The sequence below is a fragment of the Pantoea sp. RCC30.1 genome, assembly GCF_058148845.1.
The window spans coordinates 45,000-57,808 of sequence record NZ_JBXUHX010000009.1 but is presented as its reverse complement, the minus strand read 5'-3'; the positions used below and the strand labels follow the sequence as shown (position 1 = coordinate 57,808).

General features: G+C 55.1%; 15 protein-coding genes. 7 read left to right on the top strand and 8 right to left on the bottom strand.

Annotation, left to right across the window (positions count from 1 at the left end):
• Positions 1-15 precede the first annotated feature (15 nt).
• Positions 16-474: a manganese-binding transcriptional regulator MntR gene (mntR, locus tag AC2LB6_RS10220; protein WP_003850512.1), complete on the bottom strand. Its 459-nt coding sequence runs from the start codon at positions 472-474 to the stop codon at positions 16-18.
• A gap of 253 nt (positions 475-727) precedes the next feature.
• Here mntR and AC2LB6_RS10215 point away from each other — a divergent pair, with 253 nt between their 5' ends.
• Positions 728-919, top strand: a complete 192-nt coding sequence (locus tag AC2LB6_RS10215; protein WP_033782439.1) for a hypothetical protein — start codon at positions 728-730, stop codon at positions 917-919.
• A 241-nt stretch (positions 920-1,160) separates the two neighbouring features.
• Here the strand turns inward: AC2LB6_RS10215 and ompX are convergent, their stop codons facing one another.
• Positions 1,161-1,673: an outer membrane protein OmpX gene (gene ompX, locus AC2LB6_RS10210; RefSeq protein WP_490093415.1), complete on the bottom strand. Its 513-nt coding sequence runs from the start codon at positions 1,671-1,673 to the stop codon at positions 1,161-1,163.
• A gap of 369 nt (positions 1,674-2,042) precedes the next feature.
• On the opposite strand from ompX, the gene rhtA reads away from it, so the two are divergent.
• The 5 genes from rhtA to glnQ all read left to right on the top strand — a co-directional run bounded on the left by rhtA (position 2,043) and on the right by glnQ (position 6,309).
• Positions 2,043-2,957, top strand: a complete 915-nt coding sequence (gene rhtA, locus AC2LB6_RS10205; RefSeq protein WP_136197139.1) for a threonine/homoserine exporter RhtA — start codon at positions 2,043-2,045, stop codon at positions 2,955-2,957.
• Positions 2,958-3,282: 325 nt separating this feature from the next.
• Positions 3,283-3,786, top strand: coding sequence for a DNA starvation/stationary phase protection protein Dps (gene dps / locus AC2LB6_RS10200; protein ID WP_490093414.1), 504 nt, complete (start codon positions 3,283-3,285; stop codon positions 3,784-3,786).
• Positions 3,787-4,105: 319 nt separating this feature from the next.
• Positions 4,106-4,852 carry a glutamine ABC transporter substrate-binding protein GlnH gene (glnH, locus tag AC2LB6_RS10195; protein WP_490093413.1) on the top strand — a complete coding sequence of 249 codons (747 nt, stop codon included), beginning with the start codon at positions 4,106-4,108 and terminating at the stop codon, positions 4,850-4,852.
• Positions 4,853-4,930: 78 nt separating this feature from the next.
• Positions 4,931-5,590 carry a glutamine ABC transporter permease GlnP gene (gene glnP, locus AC2LB6_RS10190; RefSeq protein ID WP_490093412.1) on the top strand — a complete coding sequence of 220 codons (660 nt, stop codon included), beginning with the start codon at positions 4,931-4,933 and terminating at the stop codon, positions 5,588-5,590.
• Positions 5,587-6,309 (top strand): glutamine ABC transporter ATP-binding protein GlnQ, encoded by a 723-nt coding sequence (glnQ, locus tag AC2LB6_RS10185; RefSeq protein WP_010254327.1) that lies wholly within the window; start codon positions 5,587-5,589, stop codon positions 6,307-6,309. Before glnP ends, glnQ begins: the two co-directional genes overlap by 4 nt.
• Before the next feature lie 77 nt (positions 6,310-6,386).
• Here the strand turns inward: glnQ and rlmF are convergent, their stop codons facing one another.
• Positions 6,387-7,319, bottom strand: a complete 933-nt coding sequence (gene rlmF, locus AC2LB6_RS10180) for a 23S rRNA (adenine(1618)-N(6))-methyltransferase RlmF (RefSeq protein WP_490093411.1) — start codon at positions 7,317-7,319, stop codon at positions 6,387-6,389.
• 141 nt (positions 7,320-7,460) lie between these two features.
• Here rlmF and AC2LB6_RS10175 point away from each other — a divergent pair, with 141 nt between their 5' ends.
• Positions 7,461-8,093 (top strand): flavin reductase family protein, encoded by a 633-nt coding sequence (locus tag AC2LB6_RS10175; protein ID WP_490093410.1) that lies wholly within the window; start codon positions 7,461-7,463, stop codon positions 8,091-8,093.
• A gap of 3 nt (positions 8,094-8,096) precedes the next feature.
• Here AC2LB6_RS10175 and AC2LB6_RS10170 read toward each other — a convergent pair whose 3' ends face one another.
• The 5 genes from AC2LB6_RS10170 to AC2LB6_RS10150 are packed head-to-tail and all read right to left on the bottom strand — an operon-like array spanning position 8,097 to position 12,727.
• The gene (locus AC2LB6_RS10170) at positions 8,097-9,602 is read right to left on the bottom strand and encodes an HAL/PAL/TAL family ammonia-lyase (RefSeq protein ID WP_490093486.1); all 1,506 of its coding nucleotides are present in this window, start codon (positions 9,600-9,602) and stop codon (positions 8,097-8,099) included.
• An 8-nt stretch (positions 9,603-9,610) separates the two neighbouring features.
• Entirely contained in the window at positions 9,611-10,405 is a 795-nt protein-coding gene (locus tag AC2LB6_RS10165) for an ABC transporter ATP-binding protein (RefSeq protein ID WP_003851746.1), read from the bottom strand.
• Positions 10,398-11,138, bottom strand: a complete 741-nt coding sequence (locus AC2LB6_RS10160) for an ABC transporter permease (protein ID WP_490093409.1) — start codon at positions 11,136-11,138, stop codon at positions 10,398-10,400. Before AC2LB6_RS10160 ends, AC2LB6_RS10165 begins: the two co-directional genes overlap by 8 nt.
• Before the next feature lie 8 nt (positions 11,139-11,146).
• Complete coding sequence (locus AC2LB6_RS10155) at positions 11,147-11,866, bottom strand: ABC transporter permease (protein WP_013357242.1); 720 nt, start codon at positions 11,864-11,866, stop codon at positions 11,147-11,149.
• A gap of 12 nt (positions 11,867-11,878) precedes the next feature.
• Positions 11,879-12,727 carry a transporter substrate-binding domain-containing protein gene (locus tag AC2LB6_RS10150; RefSeq protein WP_490093408.1) on the bottom strand — a complete coding sequence of 283 codons (849 nt, stop codon included), beginning with the start codon at positions 12,725-12,727 and terminating at the stop codon, positions 11,879-11,881.
• Positions 12,728-12,809 lie beyond the last annotated feature (82 nt).

The window sequence follows — 12,809 nt, the reverse complement described above, 5'->3', positions numbered from 1 at the left end:
GAGTACGCCTTAGCGTTAACGGGTTTCGGAGAACTTCTTAAATACAGCCAGAGTTTCATCACTGACGTGATGCTCAATACCTTCTGAATCGCGTCGGGCCGTTTCGGGACTGATGCCTAATGCCAGCAGAAAACTTTCAACTATATGATGACGGGCGCGACTCTCCTCTGCCAGCTTCTCACCCTCACTGGTCAGGAAGACACCGCGATAAGGCACCTGCTCAACCAGCCCGGCACTGCCAAGCCGCTTCAGCATTTTAGCCACTGTCGGTTGCGAAACGCCCAGGCGGGCCGCCATATCGACCTGACGCGCTTCGCCAAATTCACCAATCAAATCAGAGATTAACTCAACGTAGTCATCAATTAATTCCCGACGATGCGCTTCACGCACCTGCCGAAAACCTTCGACATGCTCTTCAATATCTTTCAGTGGTCCTTTTGGCGCAGAAACCACGCTTTTAGCACGACGACTCATTCAGCTTCCTCATTATTATTGCCCGTACTGACGCTGCTGTACGGATTTAGCTGCGCTCATTGTAAACCAGCCGCAAAGAAGCTCAAATTTTTCGTCATTAGCCTTGGCTAAACGATATAGCCAGTGCTATATTCGATGATAATGTAAGCAGCAAAAGTAAGATCTTTATTGATCCTTTGCTGCTCCGGTGATGATGACGCTTCTCACCGCAGGTTGCTGACTACCGCGTCGACAATGATTGGGAGGTGATTCTATGAGCACCCTGAAATGTTGCTTAGATTGCAGCAAATGCTTCCAGGCTGAAAAGAAAACAACCACGGAGATGAAATCCTGGCTGTGCCTGCTGACGCGTTCCCCGTTCACACTGCGTCTGATGTTGATTGAAAAACTGCTGGGCCATAAGCCTGCCGATCGTCGCTGTCAGAATCTAATCTGGCGCGGCTAATCCTGATTTAGTGCCTTTCAGCCAGCGGCTGAGAGGCGCACTTCTCCCCTTCTCATCTCTTTTTTCTAAAATTCCCAAAAGAACATGATGCCCTGCGGCATAACGTCGCATGGCTGTTGATCGGCTTCAGATTTAAGGAAGAGGCGAAAAACGGGTAGAGCCGGGAAAGTGGCGGGTAAAATCAGCGCAATAAAAAACGGCCCACAAGGGGCCGTTTTTTGGCAGGTCAGCTAAGCTAAACTTAGAAGCTGTAACCTACGCCAGCAATCCAGGTACCGACGTCAACGTTACGGATACGGCTCTGCTCGTAACCAACGTCAAGTGCGATGTCCTGCATTGGGTTAAACTGCAGACCTGCACCGTAAGAGAAACCTACGTCGCTGGTGTCAGTTTTATCACGTGATGAAGTATCGTTGCCCTGGAATTTACCGTAGCCGATACCTACAACACCATAGATGCTAGCCCAGTCGTTCAGACGGAAAGCTGGACCACCGGTCACACCGTAGTACTGGCCTTTATTGTAAACGCCATCTTCGGTACGATCTTTTTCAGTGTAGGTGAATGAACCGATCCAACCCAGTGGGTTAGAACCGTCTTCGTAGCGGTATTTCAGGTTGAAGCCGTTAGCTTTGTTAGCAACGCCCTGATAATCGCTCTGAGCATAGCCACCAGTTACGGTGCTCTGTGCCATTGCTGAACCTGCAGATACTGCCAGTACACAGGCTAATGCTGAAAGACATGCAATTTTTTTCATAACCACCTCAAATGTGAAAATACTTCTCTCCTGACAACGCTGAAAATATAACAAAAAATAGCGAGAAACTCTGCCCGGATTTTGTTGTCTAACAGAAAGTTTGGTGTAACAGGAAGTTAATGCGACATACTATGTCATTCATTTTTCTTATAAAAACCGTCATCTCTCTGCAATAATCATTTTGTGCTCATTTCGGTCTTTAAGTTAAATCCTAAAAAAACCTGACATTTCTTTACCAAAATGGCACTGATTCTGGCCATATTTTGCTCAGCTAAGGCAAATTAAAAAACGCATTTCCCTGATTTATTGCCCGCCATTTCCTTTACACTGGCTCACTCATTACGTCGATGACCAGGAAAATTACACAGGATGTCTGCCTCTCCCGCTTCTAAAAACCTTGCCCCGATCGTATTGCCGATTGCCGTACTGCTGATTGCGATGCTGTCGCTGCAGGGCGGTGCTTCACTGGCAAAAAGCCTGTTTCCTGCCGTGGGTGCCACCGGTATCACCGCGCTGCGCCTGGGCTTCGGCACCCTGATCCTCTGTGTCATCTTCAAACCCTGGCGTTTACGATTCAGTCGGGAGCAACGTCTGCCTCTGCTGATGTACGGTCTGGCATTGGGCACCATGAATTTCACGTTCTATCTGGCGATTCGTACCGTACCGCTGGGCGTGGCGGTGGGACTGGAATTCACCGGCCCGCTTGCACTGGCACTGTTTGGATCGCGCCGGCCGCTTGATTTTGTCTGGGTGCTGCTGGCGGTGATTGGTCTGTGGTTCCTGCTGCCTTTTGGCACTGGCATGACCGCGATTGATCCGCTGGGCGCAGCGCTGGCCGTGGGCGCGGGTGCCTGCTGGGCGATCTATATTCTGGCGGGACAGCGGGCAGGCGCAGAGCATGGCCCTGCAACAGTTGCCATCGGTTCGCTCATTGCTTCGGTAATTTTTGTGCCGCTGGGGCTGACGTTCGCAGAGAGTGGCATCTGGACCTGGGCCGTGATGCCAATCGCGTTGCTGGTTGCCCTCCTCTCCAGCGCCATTCCCTACTCTCTGGAGATGATCGCCCTCACCCGCTTACCAGCGCGCATCTTTGGTACGCTGATGAGTCTGGAACCGGCTATGGCCGCCTTTTCCGGCATGCTGTTTCTGGGAGAAACCCTGACCGGGCTTCAGTGGCTGGCGCTGCTGGCAATCATCATTGCCTCAGCCGGGTCCACGCTGACCATGCGGCCGAAAAAGAGTCAGTTAAACAGTGTTGAATTATCAGACGATAGTCAGAAATAAACGCGTTAAGCCGGTGCTGCTGGCGTGTTAAATAATAATCATGCTCATCATGAGAATTATTCTTAACCATCGCCCTTTCATGCTCTGACTATTTTGAAACAGGCGCTTACCTCTTATTGACAAAATCACATAACTTTATGATTTTAATCTATATAATAAGAATTTTATATTTTAACATGGTATTAACCTTCTTCTCGCAGTTCCGCTTTTAATTAAGACCTACACTATTTCATCCATCGTCAAAGTCGTTTCTGCAAACTTGAAAAGCGCTGCTATACTTATCCGGTACTTGATTAGGACAACCATCAAAGAGAGGACTGAAACGATGAGTACCGCTAAATTGGTTAAAACTAAATCTTCTGACCTGATTTATACCCGCAATGACGTGGCCGAAGATGAAAAGAAAGCCACCATCGCGGTGTTGAACCGTCTGGTAGTCGAGTTTATTGACCTGTCATTGATTACTAAGCAGGCGCACTGGAACATGCGCGGTGCCAACTTTATCGGTGTGCATGAGATGCTGGACGGCTTCCGTACTGCAATTACCGATCATCAGGACACCATTGCTGAGCGTATTGTTCAATTGGGTGGCGTAGCGCTGGGTACTACTCAGGTTGTTAACGACACCACGCCGCTGAAAAGCTATCCGCTGAATATCCATAGCGTTCAGGATCACCTGAAAGCACTGGCAGACCGCTACAGCGTTGTTGCTAACGATACCCGTAAAGCCATTTCTGAAGTGAAAGACGAAGATACCGCTGACATCTTTACTGCGGCATCACGCGATCTGGATAAATTCCTGTGGTTCATTGAAGCCAACATTGAATAAGACTCAATGCAGTCAATCAGGCGGGGAAACCCGCCTTTTTTACGTCTGTGTTACCGCATTTTTATGACCCTGTTAACAATTCTTCCTTCCTTCGCTTCACAGCCTTAACATCTGAGGCACACTACCGCTTGCACCAAAACAGCCACCTGCACCAAAACTGAGCACAAAAATGGTGCAAAGGCAGAATTAACTGCAAAATCGTGTCAGCTATGTTATTTAACTCTCTGATTTCGCAGATTTTGCAATGTTGGCATAATTCTTTCATATGACAAGCCGCAAACGCAGGCCCTGCCGCCTGGTAGTAAAAAAAGGAAAAACGATGAAGTCACTGTTAAAAGTTTCTGTGGCCGCGCTGGCGCTGGCCTTCTCCCTCTCCTCCACTGCAGCAGAAAAGAAGCTGGTCGTCGCTACCGATACCGCCTTTGTTCCGTTTGAATTCAAAAAGGGTGACAAGTATGTCGGCTTTGATGTGGATCTGTGGGATGCCATTGCGAAAGAGCTGAAACTCGATTACACCCTGAAGCCAATGGACTTCAGCGGCATTATCCCTGCACTGCAAACGCGCAATGTTGATCTGGCATTGGCGGGTATCACCATCACCGAAGAACGTAAAAAAGCGATCGAATTTTCTGATGGCTATTACAAAAGCGGTCTGCAGGTGATGGTGCGTAACAATGAAAACGACATCAAAGGTATCAGCGATCTGAACGGTAAAGTCGTCGCAGTGAAAAGCGGCACCGGCTCTGTGGAATATGCAAAAGCCAACATCAAATCTAAAGATCTGCGTCAGTTCCCGAACATCGATAGCGCTTACATGGAGCTGGGCACCAACCGTGCGGACGCCGTGCTGCATGACACGCCTAACATCCTTTACTTCATCCACACCGCAGGTAAAGGCCGCTTTAAAGCGGTAGGCGATTCGATTGAAGCGCAGCAGTATGGTATCGCCTTCCCGAAAGGCAGCGACGATTTGCGTGAAAAGGTAAACGGCGCACTGAAAACCCTGAAAGAGAACGGCACCTACAATACGCTCTATAAAAAATGGTTCGGCACCGAACCTAAATAATAATTTGCCCGTTATCTGATTTCAGCAGGGAAACTTTTTCCCTGCTTTTTTCCATCGCAACATATCTGGAGTGACACCATGGATTTTGACTGGAGCGTCATCTGGCCCGCCATGCCAGCGCTGTTTGAAGGCGCTAAACTGACCTTGATTATCTCTATTATTGGACTGGTTGGCGGCCTGTTCATCGGGCTGATAGCCGGTTTTGCCCGCGCTTACGGCGGCTGGATCACTAATAACATCGCACTGGTGTTTATCGAAATCATCCGTGGCACCCCTATCGTGGTGCAGGTGATGTTTATCTACTTTGCTCTGCCGATGGCGTTCCCCGACCTGCGCATTGATCCCTTCAGCGCGGCGGTAGTGACCATCATGATTAACTCTGGCGCTTATATTGCCGAGATTACCCGTGGTGCGGTGCTGTCGATCAACAAGGGCTTCCGCGAAGCCGGACTGGCGCTTGGTCTGTCAAGCCGCGAGACGCTGCGCTACGTGATTATGCCGCTGGCGCTGCGCCGTATGCTGCCACCGCTGGGTAACCAGTGGATTGTCAGCATCAAAGATACTTCGCTGTTTATCGTTATCGGTGTGGCTGAACTGACACGTCAGGGTCAGGAGATTATTGCCGGTAACTTCCGCGCTCTGGAAATCTGGAGCGCAGTCGCGATCATCTATCTGGTGATTACGCTGGTGTTGAGCTTTGTGCTGCGCCGCATTGAGAAAAGGGTGAAAATCCTGTGATTGAATTTAAAGATGTCTCCAAGCATTTTGGCCAGACCCAGGTGCTGCACAATATTGATCTGAAGATTAACCAGGGCGAAGTGGTAGTGATTATCGGCCCATCTGGTTCCGGTAAGTCGACCCTGCTGCGTTGCATTAACAAGCTGGAAGAGATCACCAGCGGCGAGCTGATTGTTGATGGCTTGCGCGTGAATGACCCGAAAGTCGACGACCGCCTGATTCGTCAGGAAGCGGGCATGGTGTTTCAGCAGTTTCATCTGTTCCCACAGATGAGTGCGCTGGACAACGTCGCCTTTGGTCCGATCCGGGTGCGTGGTGCCAGCAAAGAGGCGGCACGCCAGCTGGCGCGTGAGCTGCTGGGCAAAGTGGGCCTTGCCGAGCGGGCGCATCATTTCCCGTCTGAGCTGTCCGGCGGCCAGCAGCAGCGCGTGGCCATTGCCCGTGCGCTGGCGGTTAAGCCGAAGATGATGCTGTTTGATGAACCCACTTCAGCGCTGGACCCGGAGTTACGTCACGAAGTACTGAAAGTAATGCAGGATCTGGCGGAAGAAGGCATGACGATGGTGATTGTGACGCATGAAGTGGGCTTCGCACAGAAGGTCGCATCGCGTCTGATCTTTATCGACAAAGGCCGGATTGCGGAAGATGGCGATCCCGACAGCCTGATCAGCAATCCACCCAGCGAACGTCTGCGCGAATTCCTGCAGCACGTCTCCTGATCAAAACGGGCCGCTAAGCGGCCCGTTCTTTTTTCTCTTATCCCGCAGATAAACGTGTTACCCGCGTAAAGAGCATCCTAGTTCCCCAGGCGACTCAGCAGTTTGCTGCGCTGGGCGGCAGCCATAAAACTCCACGCCAGGAAGCGGCTCTGCTTCTGACCCTGCGCCATATTGACCACCCTCACCTCAGCGACGTCGAGCGCCTGCAGCTGTTTTTCCAGCGCCGGTAAGTTCTCTTTGCGCGACACCAGCGAGGTAAACCAGCCGATCTGACGACCCAGCGCCACGCTCTCGGCGATCATCTTGCCGATAAAGCCTTTCTCGCCACCGGGATACCACAGCTCATTGTGCTGCCCGCCAAAGTTAAGCGGCGCACTCTTATCCAGTCCAAGATTACGGACTTTACGCTGCGAACCTGCGACCGCTTCATCTGGCGATGCGTGGAACGGCGGATTACACATTACCGCGCTGAAGAATTCGGTTTTGCTGACCACACCCGCCAGCACCGCATCGTTGTTTTTCTGACGACGCAGACGGATCTGACGCGTCAGGCGTGGATTGGCCGCGACGATGCGGTTAGCTGCTTTGATGGCGGCTTCATCAATCTCGGTGCCGGTAAAGCGCCAGCCATATTCTGCCGCACCAATCAGTGGATAGATGCAGTTTGCGCCGCAGCCAACATCGAGTACGTCCGCCATCGGGATGACGCCGTTGTTATCCAGCGCCAGCAGATCGGCAAGATAGTGCAGGTAATCGGCGCGTCCTGGTACTGGCGGGCAGAGTGAGCCGGGAGCCAGTTGCCAGTCGATGTCGTAAAACAGTTTGATCAGCGCCTGGTTCAGCAGCATCACCGCCTCCGGGTCCGCAAAATCCACGGACTTCACGCCATAACCATTGGGCCGGACTTTGGCCTTCAGCGGCGGATGGGCAGCGGTTAACGCGGCAAAATCGTATTCGCCCTGATGGCGATTGCGGGCGTGAAAGGGCGACGTGCTGGCTGACTTTTTCATACGTTCTCTCAATTATTCAGGCGCGCGTACAATACGCTGTAGACGGCGGAAAATAAACCCGCACCATCCGCTTACCTCTTTCCGTTTCCGTCGGGTGATGCTGTCGGGCTAAGATAAATAAAATCCCCTGCTGGAGAAGTTATGAGCCATAAACGCTATTCCTATCAACCCCGTGCTGGTCACGGTCTGCCGCACGATCCGCTGAACGCCATTATCGGGCCGCGCCCGATTGGCTGGATAAGCTCTGTCAGCGCGAGCGGCCAGCGCAATCTGGCTCCTTACAGCTTCTTTAACTGCTTCAACTATCATCCGCCGATTATCGGTTTTGCCAGCAGCGGCTGGAAAGACAGCGTCCGGAATATTGCAGAGACCAAAGAGTTTGTCTGGAACCTGGCGACCCGCCCGCTGGCGGAAGCGATGAATGAAAGTTCCGCCTCGCTGCCTGCCGATCAGGATGAGTTCGCCTTTGCCGGGTTAACCCCGCTGGCGGCTTCCCAGGTCAGCGCCAGCCTGGTGGCGGAAAGCCCGGTCAACTTCGAGTGCCGCCTGACGCAACTGATTCAGCTGCAGGATGCCAGCGGCAACCTGCTCGACAGCTGGCTGGTGATGGGAGAAGCGGTGGCGATTCACATCGATGAGTCGCTGCTGGAAGAGGGCATTTATCAGACCGCGAAAGCCGAACCGATTCTGCGCGCAGGTGGTCCGAGCGCCTATTACGGCATCAGTGAAGCGCAGCGCTTTGATTTAGTCCGTCCGGACGCACGCCGCGATTAATCCTCACCCCATAAGCGCATCGGCCCGGTGCGCTTTTATCTGAGCCACCGCGCGGGCAATGTCGGGAGCCAGCCAGCGATCCTGCTGCCAGCACTCAACAACCTGCCGCAGATGCTGCCAGGCGCGCCGCGTGCCGGCTGCCAGCAGTGATTCACCGTGAAACTCCAGCGCCTGCGCCGCCAGCAGATATTCAATCGCGATGATGTGATCGACGTTGCTGACCAGCTTCAGCAGTTTCAGCGCCGACCCGGTACCCAGACTCAGATGATCCTCCTGTAATCCTGACGTGACATAGTTGTCCAGTACCGCAGGCTGCGCCAGCTGACGGTTTTCTGCACAGAGCGATGCCGCCACGTACTGCGCAATCATCATGCCGGAATTGACGCCCGGCTCAGCCACCAGAAACGGCGGCAGACCGCTGACCAGCGGGTTCACCAACCGATCCAGCCGTCGTTCGGCAATACTCCCCAGCTCCGCCAGCGCAATTGCCAGAAGGTCACAGGCCATAGCCACCGATTCGCCATGCGGATGTGACTGTGACACCACGCGCCATCCCTGCGGCGTTCCCAGAATCAGCGGATTATCGGTACAGGCATTGAGTTCAGTCTCCACCTGACGGGCGGCGTGATCAAACTGATCGCGGCAGGCACCGTGTACCTGTGGCATTGACCGCAGGCTCATCGCATCCTGAGTCCGGATGCCGACGCTCGCTTTCAGCAGCGGGCTGTCACTCAGCAACTGGCGCAGGCGTTCGCCACTGCGCTGTATTCCCGGGCTGGCCTTGAGCGCCAGCACCTCCGGATCAAACGCCACCAGCTGACCGCGCAGCGCCTCAAAACTCATTGCGCCCGTCACATCCGCCCAGTCCAGCAGACGCGCGGCATCGTCCAGCGCCAGACAGGCTAAGCCGGTCATACAGGGCGTACCGTTGACCAGACTCAGCCCCTCTTTGGCTCCTGGCCGATAAGGGGCTACGCCCGCCTGGGCCAGCGCCTGCTGCGCCGGCATGATTTCGCCCTGCCACTCCACATCGCCGATGCCGATCAGCGCCAGACCGATATGCGCCATGTGGGTCAGATAGCCCACCGATCCCTGCGACGGCACCTGTGGCGTGATCTGCAGATTCAGCAGCGCCAGCAACTGCTGCACCAGCGCGACTGACACACCCGATTTACCGTGGCTGTAGTTGGCGATCGCGGCGCACAGAATGGCGCGCACCTCCGCTTTTTTCAGCACCGGCCCGACGCCACAGGCATGACTCAGCAGGGTATTGCGCGACAGCTGGCTCAGTTCATCTTCGGAAAGGATGATGTTACACAACGCCCCTAATCCGGTATTAATGCCGTAGGCCACCTGCCCCGCCGCCACGATATTGCCGACGATTTCACGGCTCTGCGCGATGCGCTGCCAGCCGCTGTCGCTCAGCGTCAGTGTGGCACCGTGCCGGGCGACCTGTACCAGCGCCTGCCACGTCAGCGGGCCATCGCCCCAGACCCGCGTCTGACTCATCACGTCGCTCATACCACCGGCTCCACCTGATGATGACTGGAGATAAACTGCTTAAAGCGCGCCGAACCGGCCTCGCCAAACATCGCCTCTGGCGTGCCCTGACAATCAATTGTGCCCTGATGCATAAACACCACCCGGTTGGAGACGTTGCGGGCAAAGCCCATCTCGTGAGTCACCACCAGCATGGTGCGCCCCTCTTCCGCCAGGCTGCGCATCACCTTCAGCACCTCGCCCACCAGTTCCGGGTCCAGTGCCGACGTTGGTTCATCAAACAACATCACCTCCGGGTCCATCGCCAGCGCGCGGGCGATCGCCACCCGCTGCTGCTGACCGCCCGAAAGCTGGGCGGGATAAAAATCTTTGCGATTCAGCAGGCCGACCCGATCCAGCAGCTGTTCCGCTTGGGCGATGCAGGCTTTTTTATCGCGCTTCAGGACGTAGTGCGGCCCTTCAATGACGTTTTGCAGGACGGTGAGATGCGACCAGAGATTAAAGCTCTGAAACACCATCCCGAGCCGGGAACGCAGCCGCTCAATCTGACGCGGGTTAGCCGCCAGCTGGTGCCCGCGCGCATGACGCTTCATCTCAATGGTTTCACCGCCGACGCTAACCACGCCAGAATCGGGCGTCTCCAGCAAATTAATACAGCGCAGCAGCGTACTTTTGCCCGAGCCGCTGGCACCGAGAATAGAGATGACATCGCCCTGGTGCGCCTGCAGCGAGATGCCTTTCAGCACCTCCATGGCGCCAAAGGATTTATGGATATCGCTGGCCGATAGCGTGACGGGTGGCAGTTCAGACATTTTTTTCTCCTCCGGGGATCGGCTTAGCGGCCGGTAACGGCTTTTTTTCCGGTTTATGAACCGGTGTCAGACGCCGCTCCAGCAGGGCATACAGTTGAACAATGATGAAGTTGAGGATCAGGTAGATCGCCGCCGCACACAGGAACACCTCCATGGTGCGGTAAGTACGCTGGATAATTTGCTGCGCCACCCCGGTGACATCCCACACCGTCACCAGACTGGCCAGCGCGGTCGATTTCACCAGCAGAATCGCTTCGGTGGAGTACGCGGGCAGCGCGTAACGCAGCATCACCGGCGCGATAATGCGCCGCAGCAGCAGCCCGCGCGACATGCCGCACGCCATCCCCGCTTCCACCTGACCGGGCGGGACGGCCAGCAGTGCGCCACGCAGGATCTCCGCCGTGTAGGCGGCAGTACAGAGCGACAGCGCCAGTACTGCGCAGGTAAAAGGCTCACGCAGAAACGGCCAGAACATACTGTGCCGGATCACCCCGAACTGCCCCAGACCGTAGTAGATCAGGAACAGTTGAATCATCAGCGGCGAGCCGCGAAACACCAGAATGAAGCCACGGGCAAATGCACTCAGCAGTCGCCAGCGGCTCATGCGCAGCGCCAGAATGCCCACCGCCAGCACGCCACCGCAGAGAAAGGCGCTGATAAACAGGCCGAGCGTGACCGGCAGCGCCGCGCTGAGTTTCAGAAAGGTGTCAGAGAGGAACGCGAAATCGATCATAAATCTCCTTAATGCTGTGCAGCGGTGCGGCTTTGCCAGGCGCGGCCCAGACGGGATTCGGCCCGCAGAAAGGCGCGATTCGACAGCAGCGTCAGCAACAGATAACAGGCTCCGCCCACCAGGTAAAAGGAGAAGTAGTCCCGGGTTGAACCGGCCGCAATCTGGCTGGCCCGCATCAGCTCAACAATGCCGGTCACCGACACCAGCGCCGAATCTTTCAGGCTCATCTGCCAGACGTTTGACAGGCCGGGCAGCGCATAGCGCGCCACCTGCGGCAGCAGGATGCGTTGCCGGATGCGCCAGCGCGGCATACCAATGGCGACGGCGGCTTCGATCTCCCCTTTCGCCAGTGCCAGCCGTGCGGCGCGATAGACCTCCGCCTGGTAAGAGCCAGAAATAAGCCCGATCGCCAGGGCCCCGATCAGAAACGGCGGCGCTTCGATAAAGCCGTCCGCGCCAAACAGTTGTCCGATCTGTGTGATCAGTCCCGAGCCGCCGAAGTAGAACAGGTAGATCACCAGCAACTCAGGGATACCCCGAAAGATCACCGAATAGCCTTCCCCCAGCCAGCGTACCGCGCGGTGTGGAGATAACTTTGCGGCGGCAACGCCCGATCCCACCACCGCACCGACCAGCAGCGCGGCAAATGACAGCAGCAACGTGGTCAGCGTGGCACTCAGAATCAACCGTCCCCAGCCGTCCGGGCCAAAACTCAGCAGGCTTATCATCAGTTACCTCACTCAGGGTGCGACGTCAGTTTTGAACCACTTCTCGCTCAGCTTTTTCACTGTGCCATCGGCCAGCGCGGCTTCGATCGCCTGATCCAGCCGCGCTTTGAGATCATTGTCTGCCATGCGCACGCCCATCGCCTCGCCCTCACCCCAGATTGGGCCGCCCAGCTGTGGACCGCTGAAACTGAGGTTACGGTTATCCGGCCGCGCCAGCATCGACTGGGCAAAGGTCACGTCGTCAAACACCGCGTCAATACGCCCTGCCTGCAGATCGAGGATCGCATCGGCTGAGCTGGTATATTCACGCACATCTGCCACCCCTTTGAAGTACTTGTCGATAAACGGCGTGTAGACCGTACCGGAGGCGATACCGATCGATTTGCCCTTCAGCGCCGCTTTCAGGGGGGAGATGGCAGGCTCGATGGTTTTCTCATCGTCGGTGAGTTTGATGATCTTGCTGTCAGCGGGCAGCAGTGACCCTTTCACCGTGATAAAGGTGGCGGGCGTTGAGGCGTAAGGCACGGTGAAATTCACCACTTTTTTGCGGTCGGGCGTAATCACAATCGCATCCATGATGACGTCATATTTTCCGGCATTCAGACCGGCGATCATTCCATCCCAGTTCTGCACCACCAGCTTGCACTGGATCGCCATGCGCTGGCAGAGATCCGCCATCAGTTCCGGTTCGAAACCGCCCAGCTTGCCGCCCGGCAGCGTGAGGTTCCAGGGTTCATAACTACCTTCGGTGGCGATGGTGATCGACTTCCACTCTTTGGCCTGGGCGCTGACGCCACAGAGCAGCAGACTGGAAACCAGCGTAGTGAGACATAAACGACGAAGAGTCAGAGGGTGTGTCATACGGTTCTCCTGAAGTAGCGGCCTGGTGATTGCCCTGACGAGATTTAACATAAATTTCGCAGGATGATATGTCATGTATATA